This is a genomic window from Salinibacter grassmerensis (assembly GCF_947077765.1).
In the GTDB taxonomy this organism is placed as follows: Bacteria; Bacteroidota; Rhodothermia; order Rhodothermales; family Salinibacteraceae; genus Salinibacter; species Salinibacter grassmerensis.
The window spans coordinates 35,871-53,163 of the sequence record NZ_CAMTTF010000009.1 but is presented as its reverse complement, the minus strand read 5'-3'; the positions used below and the strand labels follow the sequence as shown (position 1 = coordinate 53,163).

The window sequence follows — 17,293 nt, the reverse complement described above, 5'->3', positions numbered from 1 at the left end:
TCCCGGACCTTCATGGCTCAGTCCAGCACCCAGCAGCGTGGGCGCACGCCCCTCATGCGGCAGTACTACAAGATCAAGGAGCGCCACCCGAAGGCGATCCTGCTGTTCCGCATGGGCGACTTCTACGAGTCGTTCGACGACGACGCGAAGACGGTGAGTCGGCTTCTCGGGATCACCCTCACCGAGCGCAACAACGGCGACGCGGACGACGTCCCGATGGCGGGCTTCCCGCACCACGCCCTCGACAGCCACCTGCCCAAGCTCATCCGGTCCGGTCTTCGCGTGGCCATCTGCGAACAGGTGGAGGACGCCGATGACTCGAGCGGAAAGGTCGTGGACCGGGACGTGGTGGAGGTGGTGACGCCGGGCGTCTCGTTCCACGACCAGCTGCTCAACCCGAAGCAGTCCAATTTCCTGGCTGCCCTCCACTTCGGCACCGGTCGGGACAAGGACCGCATCGGGTTTTCCTTCATCGACGCCACCACGGGTGAGTTCAGCGTCACCGAGGCCGGCCTCGACCAGCTGCAGGACCTCATCCAGACGGTGGCCCCGTCGGAGGTGATCGTGGACAAGCGCAAGAAGGAGCGCCTGCAGCAACACCTCCGAGAAGTGCCGTTCACCGTCACCAAGCAGGAGGACTGGGTCTTCAAGTACGATTTCGCGTACCAGACGCTCCTGGAGCACTTCGAGACCCACTCGCTGAAGGGGTTCGGGGTGGACGACATGGACCTGGGCGTGGTGGCGTCGGGCGCGGCGCTCTACTATCTGGGCGAGACGCAGAAGGGCACGTTGCCGCACGTCCGCAAGATCAAGCGCTACTCGAAGGACGAGCACATCGCGCTCGACCCGGAGACGAAGCGCAACCTGGAGCTCGTCCAGTCCATCCAAGACGACGGGCACGAGGGGACCCTCGTGAGCATCCTCGACGAGACGGAAACCCCGATGGGCGGGCGCCGCCTCCGCGCCTGGTTGGTGCGGCCCCTCCGCGACGTGGGCCGCATCCGGCACCGCCTCGACGCCGTAGAGGCCTTCGTTGACGACCGGGACCTGCGGGATGCCCTCCGCGAGGAGCTGAACCAGATGGGCGACCTAGAGCGGCTGGCGGGGAAGGTGGCCACGAGCCGCGCCGCGCCCGGCGACCTCATTGCGATCAAGCGCACGCTCCGCCGCCTCCCGAATGTGCTCGGGCTGCTCGGCGACGCCGACTCGGACGCCCTCGGCGCCATCGAGGCGGACCTGAGCCCCTGCCCCGAGATGGTCGATCAGATCCAGAGTGCCCTCGTGGACGACCCCCCTGCGAAAATCAGTGAGGGGGGGCTCATCCGCGACGGCTACTCTGAAGAGCTCGATGAGCTGCGCACCATCGCGCAGGAGGGCAAGGACTGGGTGGCCAACCTCGAAAAAGACGAGAGCGAGCGGACCGACATCCCGTCCCTCAAGGTCGGGTTCAACAAGGTCTTCGGATACTACATCGAGGTCACCAACACCCACGCCGACAAGGTGCCCGAGGACTACATTCGCAAGCAGACGCTCGTGGACTCCGAGCGGTACGTGACGCCGGAGCTGAAAGAGATGGAGGAGAAGATCCTGACGGCGGAGGAAAAAATCGAGACATTGGAGCAGGAGCTGTTCAACGAGCTCCGAGACCAAATCGCCCAGCAGACGGGCATCTTGCAGGAGAATGCCGAGCTGCTGGCGCACCTTGACTGCTTTGCGGGCCTGGCCGAGGTGGCCGAGCAGCACGGGTACACGCGGCCGTCGGTGGACGACGGGCTGGCGATCGACATCGAGGAGGGGCGCCATCCGGTGGTGGAGCAGACGCTCCCGCCGGGCGACCCGTTCATCCCGAACGACATGTACCTCGACCCCGACGACGAGCAGGTTCTCATCATCACCGGGCCCAACATGGCCGGGAAGAGTGTCGCCCTGCGGCAGGTCGGGCTCATCGTGCTGCTCGCGCAGGTGGGCTCGTTCGTCCCCGCTGATGCGGCGGAGATTGGGGTGGTGGACCGCATCTTTACCCGCGTCGGGGCGTCGGACAACCTCGCGGCGGGGGAGAGCACGTTCCTCGTCGAGATGAACGAGGCGGCCAATATCCTCAACAACGCCACGGCCCGGTCTCTCATCCTGTTCGACGAGGTCGGGCGCGGCACGTCTACGTTCGACGGTCTGTCGATTGCGTGGGCGATCGTAGAATACCTGCACGAGCGGCCCGAGGTGGCGGCGCGAACCCTCTTCGCCACGCACTACCACGAACTCAACGCCATGGCCGACCGCCTGGAGCGGGTGCACAACTACCGCATTCAGGTGAGCGAGCACGAGGGCGAGATCGTCTTCCTCCGCAAGCTTATTCCGGGGGGCGCGGATCACTCCTATGGCATCGAGGTGGCGAAGATGGCCGGCCTGCCAGATGCGGTGATTGCCCGGGCTCGGGAGGTCCTTCAGAACCTGGAGAGCCAGCATCTGGAGGTGGGGGCCGACGAGGCGGACGGGTCGACTTCGGAGGACCCGCCGTCGGGGGACGGTGTGCGCGCCAAGAAGGGCGAGGCCGAGGCGGTGTCGGACCTGGAGGACAGTCAGGCCAATCAGATGCACCTCTTCGGGCAGCCGGACCCGGCCGCGGAAGAGATCAAGGAGATGCTCGGCGAGGTTGACCCGAACCGGATGACCCCAGTGGAAGCGCTCATGAAGCTGGCGGAGATGAAGGAGAAGCTGGTGGACTGATCGCGCCGCAACAGACGATCCGCGGACGGGTTCGATAAATGCGAAGGGTACATGAGCCCTGTCCGTTGCAGCCGGTTGCGTGGCGCTATGAGCACGTACCACGACATTTTAGGGATCAATCCGGGAGCGTCCCAGGAGGAAATTAAGCACGCGTTCCGCCAGCGCGCGCTGGAGTGCCACCCCGACCAGGCCGACGAAGGGGAAAAGGAGGCGGCCCAGCGCGAGTTTTTGCGGGTTCGGGAGGCCTTCGAGACCCTGAGCGATTCGGAGGACAAGCGTTGGTCGCGGGGCGCCCGCAACGAAGACGCGTCGGACGACGACGGGGGAGGCGGGCGGGGTCGGCGACGGTCATACGCCGAGCGTTGGCGTAATGCGGAGAAGGTGCGGGTGAGTAAAGATATCGTCGATCGGGTTCAGGGGCTCTCCGGCGAGTATCGCCTCATTCGCCAGAAGAACAAAATTACCATTCCGGTCTGCGCGGTCCTCACCGCGTCGGTGTTCTTGTACGACCCGCTCACGATGCACGGGACTGGGCTCTTTCTGCTCGATTTTCTCCTCGTTGGGCTTGTGGGGAGTGCCTGCGGGTTCGCCCTGGGCAGCGTGTGGGCGTACACGGAGATCTTCTTGGCCGGTCGATGAGCGGCGGCTGGATCAGCGACGGTGGGCGAGCTTTCTCATCTCTGTTTATGTCTCCAATGGCCTATCGCCGTACCGCCCGGTTCCTCACGCTGCTCCTACTCTTTGCGGGGCTTGGGGGATGCTCTCCCACCTCGGCGCAGGACTCCGGCGGCCCGCTGCTTCCCGAGCAGGCGGCCTACGACGTGTTTCACTACGACTTGGACGTCACGGTGGACCCGGGCCGCAAGCGGATCGAGGGGACGGTTGATGTGCGGGCCGTCGTCGAAGAGCCGCTAGAGGTCCTGGTCCTCAATCTTGATCGCCGCTTGTCCGTGCGGCAGGCCTGGGAGATCCGGGAGCGGGACACCCGTCGTTCTGTGGAGCGGAAAGACGGCCGGAACGAACTCTGGATCGACCTGAGCCGGTTGTATGCCCCCGGCGATACCCTCCACGCACGGGTGGCATACGAGGGACGTCCCCGCGTCGCCCCGAACCCGCCGTGGGACGGCGGCCTGACGTGGGAGGAAACCTCCACAGGTGCGCCATGGATTGCGACCTCATGCCAGACGGAGGGGGCCGATTTGTGGTGGCCGGTGAAGGACCATCCCTCCGATGAGCCGGACTCGATGGACATCGCGTTTACGGTGCCCGACTCGCTCACCGCTGCCTCCAATGGACACCTCTGCTCGGTGGAGCAGGCCTCAGACTCGACGGAGACCTACCGATGGCACGTGTCCACGCCAATCAACACGTACAATGTCGCCCTGAACGCGGCGCCGTACGTGCGTCTCGACACCACTTACGCCAGCACCAGCGGCGATGCCGTGCCGGTGTCGGCCTACGTTCTCCCGTCGGATTCGGCCCGGGGTGCCCGTGCTCTCCCGGACTTTCTCAATCAGGTGCAGTTTCTGGAGGAAACGCTGGGCCCGTACCCTCCTCGGGCCGATAAATACGGCGTTGCGCAGGCGCCCTTTCTGGGGATGGAGCACCAGTCGCTCATCGCCTACGGGCACGACTTTGGCGACGGCGGCCTCGGGTACGAGGCCCCGTTCGACGCGCTTCACTTCCATGAACTCGCGCACGAGTGGTACGGCAACCTCGTGACCGTCCGGGACTGGAAGGACTTCTGGCTTCATGAGGGACCAGCCACCTATCTTGAAGCCCTCTACGCAGAGCATCTCGAAGGGGACCGTGCCTACCACGACGTGACGGACTACTTCCGGGAACGGGTGGCTGGAAGGACGGTGATTGCACAAACCGAGGCCACGACCGCCGAGTCAATCTATCACCGCGACGTGTATTTTCGGGGCGCGATGCTGCTCCACACGCTCCGGTACATGGTGGGAGAGGATGCGGTGCGTACCCTCCTGCGACGGTTTGCGTATCCGGAGGGTACCGGGGGGGCTGGCGAGGCATCGTTTCGCCAGGTTACCACGCGGGACTTCATCGAGACGGCGGAGGCCGTGACAGACCGATCCCTGAACGCGTTCTTCGAGGTCTATCTGTACCAGGCGTCCCTGCCGGTTCTTCAGACGGAGCGTTCGGACGGGACCCTCACCCTAAAGTGGACGAACACGGGGGACGTGTCGTTCGAGGTGCCGGTGCCAGTCCGTGTCCAGGATTCGACCCGGCGGGTGGCAATGACCGGGGGAGAGGCGCAGGTCCCAATTCCGGCGGGGGCGGATGTGCAGGTGGATCCGAAGGGATGGATCCTAAAGAGGCGTTAGTGTCCATAAACCCCACGCGAACGCTGTCGAGATGTGCTGGTCCACTCGGTTCTCGAGTTCCAGAGGAACCGTCCGGTCACGACAAGGACGGCCGAGAACCCGAGCAGGGCCCCAGCCCCGAAGCTTACGATCTTGCAGAGTCCCCTGCCGACCTCCACCCAAAAGAACGGCAGTGAGAACAGGAGCAAGACTCCGCCGATCAGGCGATTCCGACTCATTTCGTTCATGGCATGGGACGTGTGATGACCGAGACACTCAACAATCAAACGGCGGTCCACACATTAGAGCGGAATTAAAAAGTTTCACGGGCCGCAACGAAAAAGGCCCCGCTCTCCGAAGAGAACGGGGCCTGGGGAGCCGGGACGCTTGCCGTAAGAGCTAAATGTTGATCGGCTGGCCGTAGGCCTCCCGGGTCGCCTCCATTACCGTCTCCGACAGGGTCGGGTGCGGGTGCATCGACTCCATGATCTCGAAGCCTGTCGTCTCCAGCTTGCGGGCGGTCACGACTTCCGAGATCAGTTCCGTGGCGTCCTCCCCGATGATGTGGCAGCCCAGGAATTCGCCGTACTTCTCATCGTAAATGGTCTTGACGAAGCCCTGCTGGTGGCCCAGCGCGGCGGCCTTCCCGTTGGCCTTGAACGGGAATTTGCCCACCTTCACGTCGTAGCCCGCCTCCTTCGCCTCTTCCTCGGTGTGCCCCACCGACGCGATCTGCGGCTGGCAGTAGGTGCAGGCCGGAATGTCGTTCATGTCCATCGGCCGCACGTCGTGGCCCGCGATCTTCTCGATGCAGAGCGTACCCTCGTGACTGGCCTTATGGGCAAGCCAGGGGGCGCCCGTCACGTCGCCGATGGCGTACACGCCGTCGACGTTGGTCCGGTAGTATTCGTCGACCACGATGTCGCCGCCCTCCGTCTCGACCCCGACGTCCTCAAGGCCGATGTTCTCCACGTTGCCCACGACGCCGACGGCGGAGAGGACCTGGTCACACTCGATGTGCTCCGTGCTGCCGCCGGTTTCGACCTCCACGCGGAGCGGCTCAGCGTCCTTGTCTACGCCCTTGACGTTGGCCCCGGTCATGACGTCAACGCCCATCTTCCTGTAAGCCTTCTCCAGCTCCTTCGACACATCCTTGTCCTCGGCGGGCACCATGCGGTCCTGAACCTCGATGATGGTGACGTCGGTGCCCATGTGCTGGTAGAAGTACCCAAACTCGACCCCGATGGCCCCGGCGCCCACGATGACCAGGGAGTCGGGCTGCTCGGTCTGGAGCATCGCTTCCGTAGAGCTCAAGACCTTCTCGCCGTCGATCGGGAGAAAGGGAAGCTCATTCGGCCGTGCACCGGTGGCCAGGATGACGTGCTCGGCCGTAACGGTGCGCTCCTCGCCGACCTCGTTGCCGTCCATGTCGACCGATGGTTCAATCTCGACCGTGTCCGGCGCAGTCAGGCGGCCGTGGCCTCGCAGCACGTCGATGTCGTTCTTCTTCATCAGGAACTGCACGCCCTGATTCATCTGGTTGGCCGCCCCACGGCTGCGCTCGATGACGCTCGAGAAGTTGGGGGAGATCGACCCGTCCAGCTCCAGCCCAAAGTCCTCGAGGTGGCTGGTCTCGGACATGACCTCGGCGCTTTTGAGGAGGGCCTTGGTCGGGATGCAGCCGACGTTCAGGCAGACGCCACCCAGCTTGTCTTTCTCAACGATGGCCGTCTCCATGCCGAGCTGCGTGGCACGGATGGCCGTTTCGTAGCCGCCGGGGCCGCTGCCGACAATAACGCAATCGTAGTCCGTAGCCATAGGGGCGAGAAAAAATTAGTAGTATGTACGGGCGAATAAGGTGCTTAGCAAGATACGCCCCGCCCTTCAGCAATCCCAAATGACCGCTTCCGATGGGCCAGAAGGTTTTCGTGAATCCGATGATGGAGAAGGCCATGGGGTTAGCGGACCGATAGCCAGCCGGACGGATCCACAAACTCGCTTGACGATCGGTTTACAAGTCCGAAGAAAAGGCTGGCGCCTCGGGGCTCGCTCTCGGTGCCGGACTGGCCAATCACCTGTCCCGCCTCGATCTGGTTGCCCTCGGCGATGGACAGGGTGGAAAAGTTGCTGTAGACCGAGAGGTACTCGCCGTGCCGGATGACGACGTACGTGCCGTACCCGGGCACGAAGTCGATCCCGGTGACGGTGCCGTCGAAGATGGCCCGAACCGGACTGCCGGGGGAGGCAGCAATGAGGATGCCGGGGTGGTATGTCGTCGTTTCGTGGACGGGATCCACCTGATCGCCAAAGTCGGTCGTCACGGCCCCCTCGACGGGCCAGGGCAGGGCCCCGCGGTTCGCCTGAAAAGAGGCGGAGAGATTGGCGGCGACCTCCGCCTCCATGCCCGAGTTGTCCTCTTCGCGCCTGGCCCGGGCCACGAGCTTCTGGATGCGCCGTTCGAGTTGCTGGGCCTGCTGCTGCTTCTGCTCGATCTGCTGTTCGAGCTCGGAGCGCCGGGCCCGCAGCTCGTCAATCACCCGTCGCCGTTCCCGTTCGAGGGCCCGTAGGTTCTCGCGCTCGGTGCGCGCCTCGGCGAGAAGATCCCGGGTCTCGGCCCGCTTTTCGGCAAGCTGTTCCCGTGAGGAGCGAACCTCGCCGGCGGCCGTCTGGATGGCACTTCGCTGCTGGCGACGGTCGGTAGCGAACCGGCGCAAATACCGCGCGCGGATGAGCATCTGGTTGATGGACTGCGAGGCGAGCAGCAGGGCCAGGTCGTGGAGGCGCCCATACTTGTACGCGTGGACGAGTTGCTCCCGGTAGTCGTCCCGGAGCGTTTCGAGACGCGTCTGCAGGGTCGACAGCGTGTCGCGGAGGCGCGAGCGCTCCTGACCCAGTTCGTCGAGACGGGCCTGATACGTCGACACCAACTTTTCGCGAAGGGCGATCTCTCGTTGCAGCGATTCGAGTTGCTCCTGGGTAGACTCCGCCTCCTTCTCTGTTTTCTGGAGGCGCTGCTGCTCCCGCTGGATCTGCTGCTCCAGCTGATTGAGGCGCTGTCGCGTGGTCTCACGCCGAGACGAGGCGTCCTGGCCGTGCGCCGCCGGGAGCCCAACCGGCACCGCAAGGCCGAGAAGCACGACGAGACCGGCCCGCAACGCCCACTGGACGCTCTGTCGTGGAAGCCAGGGAGAACGCATTCGGGAATGGACGATCGGTCGACGAGTGATGACGGGACAGAAACCGGGCCGTCATCCCGCTACTGAAATCTCCGACGGGGGACCTGCTCGGGCACGTTGAGGGAGAAGGACAACCCCGACGGGTTGAGGGTCATCTCCTTGTAGGTCACCACGGCCCGGAGGTCGTCGGACGGCTGTTGAAAGACCAGGCGGGCAGGCAGCAGCACGTCCTCGATCCGTCGGAATTGCGAAAACAGTCGTTTCTGACGGACGGTTCCGGTGGGGGACCGCTCTTCGTACCGGACGACGCGCCAGTGGGCGGGATCGACCGTGTAGCGCTCACGATCAGTGGTGTCCGACAGGTAGTACAGGGTGCTGTCGGACTGCAGCGACCACTTGGGGCGGGCGGCCGGGGCGAGTACCCCGAGCATGTTGTCGAAGAACTGATCCGACGATACCGGAGCGGGGAAGAGCTTCTGAACGGCCTCTACCGGCCCCACGCGCAGCACAGTGTTGCGCGTGTCGTAGAAAAACACGCTGTCGGGCGTTAATAGGAGGCGTCCCCCTTCGATCCCAAATAGGCTGAGGCGCATGAACAGGGAGTCGGCCCGCCGGTGACGCACGACAGCGTTGAAGGACTGGGTCTGGGCGGGGGTTCGGACCCTGACCCGAGCTTTCGCGGTGTAGCCCTGGATCGTGTCGGTCCCCCGTGTAATCTGGGTCCGAATCTGATCGACCGAATGGTCGGGAAAGGCGTCGGGGAGACTCGGGGCCGTGTTCGGCGATGAGCTGCCGCAGCCGGTGAGAAGAAGGGCACAGGTCAGTGCAAGCAGGAGAGCACGAGAGCCTGAAGGGGGCGCGGACGTCAAGATTGAGGCGGAATCTGGTGCGCAGGAGTCGATGAGCGTGGAGCAGGGGGTGCCGTCCCGGAGAGAACGACGGACGGCTACGAATTTGCCGGAACCGTGAGCTTCTCGCGCAGAGATGAGCGATCAGGGGTACGGTCCGCCGCACGTTGCCAGTACGTCTGGGCCGCCGCGTCGTTGCCCAGTGCCTTTTCCACGTCGCCGAGCCGCTCCAGCAGCGTAGCGGTGGGGGTCCCGGTGTCGAGGGCGATGCGCAGGTGACGCCGCGCGGCCTCCGGTTCGCTGCGCCGAACATGCACCTGTCCCAGCACGTGGTGCGCCGATGGTGAATTCGGGGCGTACTCCACCGCCTGCTCGGCGAGGCTCAGGGCCTGATCCAGGCGTTCGTCCCGATGAGCCAGGCTCCGGGCGCACAGGCGAAGCACTCTCGGGGAGTCGGGAGCGAGGATGCGAGCTTTTCTGAGGGCGTCGTCCGCCTCCTGGGGCCGCCCAAGACGGCTATTGGCGAGGCTGAGGCCGGCGTGCAGGACGGCTTCCTCGCCGCCGCCGGTGGAGTCGCCGAGGAGGGAGAGAGCGTCTTGAAAGTGGCTACGGGCCTCGGCGAAATCGCCTGCGCGTAGACGCGAGAACGCCGCGGTTCGGGCAAGGGCCACGTGTCCCGGAAAGAGCAAGAATCCTTCTTCGGCCACTTCGGCGGCGTGAGCGTGGAGGTGCGCCCGCTGATAGGTCTTTGCAGTCCGCACCCATCGGCTGGGGGTCCGGGGATCCAGATCCAAGAGGCGTTCCATCGCCCGGCCTGCCTTCTCGGGGCGGCCCCACGCCCGGTAGAGTTGGGCCCGGAGGGACAGGGCAGCCTCGGCACCGGGGGATCGGTCTAGGACCTCCTGCAACAGCCCCGCCGCGGTGCGCAGCAGTGCGGTGTCGGGGGGAGACGAGGCCCTTGCCTCGTCGTACATCGATCGGGCCCGGCGCAGCGGGGCATCCGGAGCTGTTTTCTGAGAACGGGTCGAGTCCGACTGCGCCCGCCGAGCGGAAAGGGCGATCGTTTGTCCCGTTTGGCGGGCGAGCTGTTGCACCTGCCGCCGAAGGGCGTCGTCGTCGGGGAGTTGACGCCCCAGCGGAGCCAGCAGGGCAAGCGCCTTCTGCGGACGCCCTTCGTCTGCGTAGTACTCGCCGAGGCGACGCTGGTATGCGTAGACATTGGGCCGTCGGTCCACCAGGGCTCGGAGAGTGGTTTCGATCCCATCCGCGTTGTCCGTTTCGCGGTAGAGAGAGAGCAGCCGACGGTACACGTCGATCGGTGGTGAGTTGGTGCGGCTGAGGTACGTTTCGTAGGACTGGATTGCATCTTTTGTCCGTCCCATCTCCGCTTGAATCGATGCCCGGGCCCGGTACGCGTCGTTGAAGTCGGGGAATTGATTGAGAAGCTGCTGGTAGGTGCGGAGGGCCGCGGCCGGGTCCCCGGCGGCCCGCTGCACCTCGGCGAGGCGACGGCCGAACGAGGGGCGAGACGCCCCCTGCGTCTGCGCCTGTCGCGCATAGAAGAGGGCGGTGGAGCGGTCGCCCTGCGCCTCGTACGCGTCGGCGAGGGCCTGGAGAAGTACCGGGGATCTTGGCACCCGCTCCAGCGCTGCCTCAAAGTGCGAGATGGCTTCCTCGTGGTCGCCCAGCTGCGCCTCGGTTGTGCCCCGAATGAGTAGCCGCTGCGCCCGAGGGTCTGTGGTATCGGCGGACGGCCCGCTCATGCCCGGAGACGCGGCGGTGTCAGACGGCCCGCCCACCAGAAGTACACACAGCAGTATCGCACTCAGAGACCGGATCAATCGGGAGAGCGAGCGTGCGTCCACGAGTGTGGGGCGATCAAAACAGTGACATGGACCGGAGGGCTACACGGCACCCAATTCTGACGGACGCGGCGTTGGCGTGGTTCATTTTGATTTGATAATGACTGGGAACCGTTTCTACCTTGCAGCCAGTGTCCGAATGCCCTGAGCCCAGTTTGGTCCCTCCTTCGGTAGACGAGTCCGGTGGGGGTGCGTCGTTTTGTAGACAAGTAAGACCTCACACTCACCCATGGGTGAACACAACGTACGCCGGGACGCCGAGCCTTCTAAGCTCCGCGAATTTACGAATCACTTGATGCGCGATGTTCGGGCGATGGAGCTCATGCTCCAGGAGGACATGTTCGAGAGCGGGATGCGCCGCATCGGGGCCGAGCAGGAGCTTTTCATGGTGGACGAACGGGGGGACCCGGCGCCCGTCATTGAGGAGGTCCTTGAACGGAACACCGACGAGCGCATCGTTACGGAGCTGACGCGGTTCAATGTGGAATTCAACATGGACCCGCTTCAGTTTGGGACGGACTGTTTCCGAGAGATGGAGACGTCGACGTCTGAGCTGGTCGAAAAGGTGCGCGACCTTACCCAGCAGGTCGGCAGCGAGATTGCCATGACGGGCATCTTGCCCACGGCCCACCTCTCGGACTTCGCGATGGACTACATGACCCCTCGGCCGCGCTACTACGCCCTCAACGATGCCATCTCCCGGTTGCGGGGCGGGGCGGGGCAGTATCAGATTCGAGGCATCGACGAGCTGTTTGTGAAGCACGACTCCATCATGCTGGAGGGGTGCAATACGAGCTTTCAGACGCACTTCCAGGTGTCGCCGGAGGAATTCCCGCGCTACTACAACATTGCCCAGGTGGTGGCGGCCCCGTGCCTCGCCGCGGCCACCAACTCGCCACTGCTCTTCGGCAAGCGGCTCTGGCGCGAAACCCGGATTGCCCTCTTCCAGCAGGCCGTCGACACACGGTCGACCAACCTGTACCTACGAGAGATGAGTCCGCGCGTGCACTTCGGCACGGACTGGGTGGACGAGTCGGTGATGGAGATCTTTAAGGAAGACATCTCTCGCTTCCGGGTGCTCCTGACGACGGAGTTGGGCGAAGACTCGCTGGAGACGTTGGAGGCGGGCGGCGTGCCTGATCTCAGGGCTCTGCAGCTCCACAATGGCACTGTGTATCGCTGGAATCGTGCCTGCTACGGCATCACCGACGGAAAGCCTCACCTCCGGATCGAGAACCGGGTGTTGCCATCCGGGCCGACCGTCATCGATGAGATCGCGAACGCGGTCTTCTGGTACGGGCTCGTGGCGGGACTGGCCCACGAGTACCACGACGTGTCCGAGCACATCGACTTCTACGAGGCCCGCTACAACTTCAACGCGGCGGCCCGGAGCGGTCTGGCCTCCCAGTTTACCTGGCTGGACGGCACCAACCGCCCGGCCCACGAGCTGATTCTCGACACCCTCATCCCGCTGGCCGAGGAGGGCCTTCGGACCTCCGACATCGCATCGTCGGACATCGATCGGTACCTCGGGGTGATCCAGAACCGTGTCGAGACCCAGCAGACCGGAGCGCAGTGGCAACTCGACTCCCTCGAGCGCATGGAGGGGGTCGGGTCGCGGGCCGAGCGCCTCGGGGCGCTCACGCGTGGCATGGTGGAGCGTCAAAAGGAGGGGCATCCGGTCCACGAATGGTCCCTGGCGACCCTGGAAGAAGGGTATACCCCTACGGGCATGCAGGAGACGAGCGTGGAGGCTTACATGAGCACCGATCCCTTCACCGTGCACGAGAAAGAGTCGATCGAGTTTGTGGCGCGGCTCATGGACTGGCAAAAGATCCGCCACGTACTCGTGGAGGACGAAGAGCACCGGCTGGTAGGGCTCGTGAGCCACCGCACCCTCCTCCGTCACATGGCCGAACGGACCGAGCAGCCGAAGGGCGGCGTGCCGGTGGGAAACATCATGGTCGAGGATCCCATCTCGGTGTCCCCGGACCGCCCCACCCTGGAGGCCGTGGAGCTCATGCGCGAGCATGAGATTGGGGCCCTGCCCGTGGTACGAGAAAACCGGCTCGTCGGCATCATTACCGAGCAGGACTTCATTCAGATTGCGGGCAACATCCTCGACGAGACGCTGGGCCTCGACGGCGACGCAGAGGCCAGTCCCGCTTCGTCGGACTCGGGGGGCGTCGACGCCGCCTCGTAGCCCCAGGATCGGACGAATCTCTCCGCAAGGCCCACCGCTGGAGCGCGTGGTGAAAGGGGAACGCGCGGGGACGCCGCCCGTGGCACTGAGACGGAAAATCCATTCAGTTCTAGTCTCCTTGTACCCACCCTCAGAAGCATGGCTGACACCCGCGAACGAGAAATCAATGGCCAGACGGTCCGCATCGATCGCACCCTCTGCATTGGATCGGGCAACTGTGTGAACATCGCGCCCGAGATCTACGTGATCCGAGAAGACAACATTGTCGACTTCCAGGACGAAACGCCCGATATTGAACAGGGACGCCTAGAAGAGTCGGCAGCCCTGTGTCCGGTAGACGCACTGATCGTCGAGGACGAGAATGGAGAGCAGATTGTCCCCTAGACCGGACTAATTCTCCCGACGGTACCAGGCGATCAGTATGCCGGTGAGAAGCCCGGCAATTAGAGCGAGAAGGATGTAGGTGAACATAGTGGCCTGAGCTCGGATGGAGGGGTGCGGTCGGGGGCTACGATGAGGCCGGAAGAGATTGTTGCGCTTCCCAGTCGCGGAACTGATCCAACTCGCCCCGAACGGTCTCTACGGCCGTCCGAACGACCGCGAGGTCGTCGACGAACCCCAAGGCCCCGAGGGTGTCGGGAATGACGTCAATGGGGGTGATGAAGTACAGGAGGGCGGCCACCAGAAGCACGAGGGACGCCGTGGACACCTCGCGGTACGACCGGCGCGTCCAGGCCACGAGAAGGCGGAGTGCAGCCCGCAGGTCACTCCATACGGCCGCGAGGGCGTCGGCGTTGGCCTCCAGGTGTGCGTAGGCGTCCCGGATGAGCAGGACCACCCGAAACCGGCGCCGCAGAACCCGACGGGCGGCCTCAACAAGGGTGTTTGCCATTTCCGAACGGCTCGGCGCTGGGCCCAAGTTCAGCTTTGGCGTGGATGTTCGCTCACTGTGCGAAGGCGTGTCGGAGGGCATAACGCTGAGAGCCGGGTCGGAATGACGCGTCCTTTCGATGCTAAGAGAGGATGGGGAGGAAAGTCAACCCCATCGGCGGTGCACCCCAAGCAGTCGTCTCGAACTCGTTGTTGCTTTGTTCTCGTGGCGACCACACGCACGACTTCTCCCACAGAGGCGGCCCACCACCTGCGCCGTGGTAACCTGGTCGCCTTCCCCACCGAAACGGTCTACGGACTCGGGGCGGACGCATTTCGGCCAGACGCCGTGCGTCGCATCTTTGAGGCCAAGGGGCGTCCGGCGGACAACCCGCTCATCGTTCACCTCCGACGGCAAGAGCAGATTGGGCAGGTGGCGGCCCGTATCCCCCCTGTGGCGCAGCATCTCCTAGACACGTTCGTGCCGGGCCCCCTGACCCTCATTTTGCCCAAGCACGACAACCTCCCCTCGGTCGTAACGGCGGACCTCGAGACGGTGGGGATTCGCGTCCCGCGCCTGCCCCTGGCGCAGTCTTTTCTGGAGGCGTGCGACACGCCCGTGCCGGCCCCTTCGGCCAACCGGTCGGGCCGCCCCAGCCCCACGAGTTGGGAGGCTGTAGAGCACGACCTGGGGGGACGCATCGACTGCATCCTGCAGGGGGGACGCACGGACGCAGGGGTCGAGTCGACGGTCGTAGACTGTACCACGGACCCCGCCACGGTGCTTCGCCCCGGGGCAGTGTCGGTCGAGTCGCTCCGCCGGACCCTCGGAGAGGTGCAGGTGGCATCCTCAGACGCGGATGCTGCCCCGCGGAGCCCAGGAACGCGGCACCGGCACTATGCGCCGTCCGCCCAGGTGCAGCTCGTGGAGGATCCCTCGGAGGCTGCCTCCGGAGATCGCCACGCGTACGTTGGGCTCGACGCGCCTGCACACACGGACGCCCTGGGAGCGGTCTACATCGAAGAGGATGTGCGTACCTACGCCCACGACCTCTTCCACATCTTTCGGGTCTGCGACGAGAACGAGGTTGAGGTCATCTACGCACAGACCGTGTCGCCCACGGGACTAGGGCGAGCGCTCAACGATCGACTCCGTCGAGCGGCGGCTCGGTAGAGAGGTGGAGGGGGCGAGGCAGGTCGCCCATACCGACTGGAGCAACGGCTCACTTCGGCGCCGCCGCGCCGGCGAGCGCCCCCTGCCGCCCCCGAGTGCTGCGGATGATCCACTGTGCAAGGGGCGGGAGCAGCCGACAGCTCTGCACCAGGGTCCAGGCAGCCCCGGGGCGGAACGCTGCCTCGTGGATCCACCGGCCCAGCCGCATGCGCTGGCCAAACGTATCGGTCCACGCGGTTTCGTAGTTCGTCCGGAACGTTCGGGCCGGATGCCGTCCGTCGAGAAAGTCAGACGCCAGCGGACTTACCAGGTCGGCGGTCCGGAGTGCCATCGCCATCCCGTCGCCGCAGAGCGGAGCAATCATGCCCGCGGCGTCCCCAATCATGCACACGCCATCCGCGAACCGGGACTTCGGCATGAGCGGGACCTGACTCACCGCCTCGAAGCGATCGCTCACACGCGTAAGCCCGGAAAGCAGCTCGTCCAGGGCCGGGTTTTGGCGCAGGGTGGTGTTGAGCATGCCCTCGGGCGATCCGCCGGCGTCTTTGAGGGCGTCGGTGCGCCCGATCCAGCAGACATTGATGCGGTTCTCCTCGACCGGGGAAAGCCCGCAGTACGCCCCTGGAGAGCTGTGAAGCTCAATCGTGTTCTCCAGGTCCGCCGCGGCGGGGCCGGCGTAGTGGGCTTTGAAGGCCACGTACGGCGTGGTTTCCGACAAGAAGGGCCGCTCCAATGATCGGTCCAGTCGGCTTCTGCGGCCGTGCGCTCCCAGGACGAGACGGGCCTCGACGGGGTCTCCACCGACGGTCGCCACAAACCCATCCCGGAGATTCCCACGAACGTCCGTCACCCGGGTGCCAGGGCGGCCCTCGACCCCCGCCGTGCATGCCCTTTGGAAAAGCAACTGGTCGAGCCGATAGCGGCTAAAGCCAAGGGCCGCATCGGGAAGTGCGTGAGATGTTTTGGCGCCGCTGGAGGCTGTCAGACACGTCCGATCGATGGTTTTTGCCCCGGCGGCGTGCACGTCACCAAGCACGTCGAGGCGTCGGAACGAGGACTGCGCTTCCGGCGACAAAAACTCTCCACACAACTTCTGGCGCGGGTAGGTGGACTGCTCGGCCAGGAGTACATCGTGGCCCTCGCGGGCAAGCTGGAGTGCAGTGCTGCACCCTGACAAGCCGCCGCCAATTACGAGTGCGTCGTAACGCATGGGAGATTGCTGAAGGTAAGCAGTATTGGGATTGCGCAACTGGTGACGAGCGGGTTGGCTCCCGACGGCTGCGGGATGGTCCGTCACAGAATGGAAATGTCTCCGGCGAGGGGCCGTCACGAGCCGAAATCAAGCGTCGACAAGGTCCACCGGAAGGCCCAATGCCATTGGACGGTTGGGGTGGGCAGCCGGGCGCTCCGGGCAAGGGTGCGGAGCTCCGCCCGACGAAACCCGCGCCGTACCGAGACGGGGCCGTCGTGCTGTACCATTGGGGCGAGGCCCAGGGCGCGGCTAAGGCCCCAGATCCCCACATAGGCGAGGAGGTGCCGGTGGAGGTCGTTTAGGAGAAGGCCGTGCCGGGCCACCCGCTGCATCTCCGAGAGCACCTGGACCGCCGAGGGACCGTGAAAGTGGTGCAGGAACAGGGCCGCGTGGGCGACGTCGACGGCCCCGTCGTCGTGGGAAAGGGCCTGGGCATCCCCGATCTCGACACGAACCCGGTCCCGGAGGCGCGGGGGAAGTTGGTGGTCGAGGTAGGCCCGGGCATGGCCTACCGTGACGGGGTTGGCGTCAATGCCGACGAGGTCCAGGATGCACCCGAGACGCTCGCCTCGCCGGACCAGATGCGCCAGATGGTCTCCGCTCCCGCACCCCACATCCAGCAGGCGAAGGCGATCGTGGCGCCTCAGCATGGGGTCAAGAACACAGTCCGTCGCCCGGTACCCTCCGAGCACCCGGTTCACCCGTCGGAGGTCGCGGAGGGCTCGCGTGAGACGAGCGTCGGTGATCGAAAAGTCGTCCATCCATTCCTCGGTCTCCAGGCGCGATGAGAGGTCCGGGACGGGAGGAACGGTCACCAGGACGTGATCACATGGTCTGTCGAGGGGAGCTCAAAGCACATT

The 17,293-nt window shown here is 64.9% G+C and carries 13 protein-coding genes; 6 read left to right on the top strand and 7 right to left on the bottom strand.

Going from position 1 to position 17,293, the window contains the following annotated elements:
• The first annotated feature begins 12 nt into the window (after positions 1 to 12).
• From mutS to OJB03_RS14470, 3 genes are all read left to right on the top strand, one after another.
• Entirely contained in the window at positions 13 to 2,724 is a 2,712-nt protein-coding gene (gene mutS / locus OJB03_RS14480; RefSeq protein ID WP_263788700.1) for a DNA mismatch repair protein MutS, read from the top strand.
• A gap of 87 nt (positions 2,725 to 2,811) precedes the next feature.
• Positions 2,812 to 3,363, top strand: a complete 552-nt coding sequence (locus OJB03_RS14475; RefSeq protein ID WP_263788697.1) for a J domain-containing protein — start codon at positions 2,812 to 2,814, stop codon at positions 3,361 to 3,363.
• Between the two features lie 56 nt (positions 3,364 to 3,419).
• A complete protein-coding gene (locus OJB03_RS14470) occupies positions 3,420 to 5,069 on the top strand; it encodes a M1 family metallopeptidase (protein WP_263788695.1) in 1,650 nt (549 codons plus the stop codon).
• A 378-nt stretch (positions 5,070 to 5,447) separates the two neighbouring features.
• On the opposite strand, the gene lpdA is transcribed toward OJB03_RS14470, so the two are convergent.
• From lpdA to OJB03_RS14450, 4 genes are all read right to left on the bottom strand, one after another.
• Complete coding sequence (gene lpdA / locus OJB03_RS14465; RefSeq protein WP_263788693.1) at positions 5,448 to 6,866, bottom strand: dihydrolipoyl dehydrogenase; 1,419 nt, start codon at positions 6,864 to 6,866, stop codon at positions 5,448 to 5,450.
• 140 nt (positions 6,867 to 7,006) lie between these two features.
• A complete protein-coding gene (locus OJB03_RS14460; RefSeq protein ID WP_263788692.1) occupies positions 7,007 to 8,245 on the bottom strand; it encodes a murein hydrolase activator EnvC family protein in 1,239 nt (412 codons plus the stop codon).
• Between the two features lie 59 nt (positions 8,246 to 8,304).
• Positions 8,305 to 9,093, bottom strand: a complete 789-nt coding sequence (gene lolB1, locus OJB03_RS14455) for a lipoprotein insertase outer membrane protein LolB1 (RefSeq protein ID WP_263788690.1) — start codon at positions 9,091 to 9,093, stop codon at positions 8,305 to 8,307.
• A 77-nt stretch (positions 9,094 to 9,170) separates the two neighbouring features.
• Positions 9,171 to 10,835 carry a tetratricopeptide repeat protein gene (locus tag OJB03_RS14450; RefSeq protein WP_263788687.1) on the bottom strand — a complete coding sequence of 555 codons (1,665 nt, stop codon included), beginning with the start codon at positions 10,833 to 10,835 and terminating at the stop codon, positions 9,171 to 9,173.
• Between the two features lie 328 nt (positions 10,836 to 11,163).
• On the opposite strand from OJB03_RS14450, the gene OJB03_RS14445 reads away from it, so the two are divergent.
• Both OJB03_RS14445 and OJB03_RS14440 read left to right on the top strand, forming a co-directional pair.
• Positions 11,164 to 13,137 (top strand): CBS domain-containing protein, encoded by a 1,974-nt coding sequence (locus tag OJB03_RS14445; RefSeq protein ID WP_263788685.1) that lies wholly within the window; start codon positions 11,164 to 11,166, stop codon positions 13,135 to 13,137.
• A 138-nt stretch (positions 13,138 to 13,275) separates the two neighbouring features.
• Entirely contained in the window at positions 13,276 to 13,521 is a 246-nt protein-coding gene (locus tag OJB03_RS14440; RefSeq protein ID WP_263788683.1) for a ferredoxin, read from the top strand.
• Positions 13,522 to 13,645: 124 nt separating this feature from the next.
• On the opposite strand, the gene OJB03_RS14435 is transcribed toward OJB03_RS14440, so the two are convergent.
• Positions 13,646 to 14,029 (bottom strand): YkvA family protein, encoded by a 384-nt coding sequence (locus tag OJB03_RS14435; RefSeq protein WP_263788680.1) that lies wholly within the window; start codon positions 14,027 to 14,029, stop codon positions 13,646 to 13,648.
• 204 nt (positions 14,030 to 14,233) lie between these two features.
• On the opposite strand from OJB03_RS14435, the gene OJB03_RS14430 reads away from it, so the two are divergent.
• Positions 14,234 to 15,181, top strand: coding sequence for an L-threonylcarbamoyladenylate synthase (locus tag OJB03_RS14430; RefSeq protein ID WP_263788677.1), 948 nt, complete (start codon positions 14,234 to 14,236; stop codon positions 15,179 to 15,181).
• Positions 15,182 to 15,230: 49 nt separating this feature from the next.
• On the opposite strand, the gene OJB03_RS14425 is transcribed toward OJB03_RS14430, so the two are convergent.
• Entirely contained in the window at positions 15,231 to 16,391 is a 1,161-nt protein-coding gene (locus OJB03_RS14425; protein WP_263788675.1) for an NAD(P)/FAD-dependent oxidoreductase, read from the bottom strand.
• Between the two features lie 116 nt (positions 16,392 to 16,507).
• Complete coding sequence (locus tag OJB03_RS14420) at positions 16,508 to 17,248, bottom strand: methyltransferase domain-containing protein (protein ID WP_263788673.1); 741 nt, start codon at positions 17,246 to 17,248, stop codon at positions 16,508 to 16,510.
• Positions 17,249 to 17,293 lie beyond the last annotated feature (45 nt).

What these genes read in the sequence shown, in the direction of transcription:
- OJB03_RS14470 (WP_263788695.1), top strand. Translation starts at nt 3,420, where the DNA reads ATGGCCTATCGCCGTACCGCCCGGTTCCTCACGCTGCTCCTACTCTTT.
- OJB03_RS14460 (WP_263788692.1), bottom strand. Translation starts at nt 8,245, where the DNA reads ATGCGTTCTCCCTGGCTTCCACGACAGAGCGTCCAGTGGGCGTTGCGG.
- OJB03_RS14425 (WP_263788675.1), bottom strand. Translation starts at nt 16,391, where the DNA reads ATGCGTTACGACGCACTCGTAATTGGCGGCGGCTTGTCAGGGTGCAGC.
- mutS (WP_263788700.1), top strand. Translation starts at nt 13, where the DNA reads ATGGCTCAGTCCAGCACCCAGCAGCGTGGGCGCACGCCCCTCATGCGG.
- lpdA (WP_263788693.1), bottom strand. Translation starts at nt 6,866, where the DNA reads ATGGCTACGGACTACGATTGCGTTATTGTCGGCAGCGGCCCCGGCGGC.
- OJB03_RS14450 (WP_263788687.1), bottom strand. Translation starts at nt 10,835, where the DNA reads ATGAGCGGGCCGTCCGCCGATACCACAGACCCTCGGGCGCAGCGGCTA.
- OJB03_RS14445 (WP_263788685.1), top strand. Translation starts at nt 11,164, where the DNA reads ATGGGTGAACACAACGTACGCCGGGACGCCGAGCCTTCTAAGCTCCGC.
- OJB03_RS14475 (WP_263788697.1), top strand. Translation starts at nt 2,812, where the DNA reads ATGAGCACGTACCACGACATTTTAGGGATCAATCCGGGAGCGTCCCAG.
- OJB03_RS14440 (WP_263788683.1), top strand. Translation starts at nt 13,276, where the DNA reads ATGGCTGACACCCGCGAACGAGAAATCAATGGCCAGACGGTCCGCATC.
- OJB03_RS14435 (WP_263788680.1), bottom strand. Translation starts at nt 14,029, where the DNA reads ATGGCAAACACCCTTGTTGAGGCCGCCCGTCGGGTTCTGCGGCGCCGG.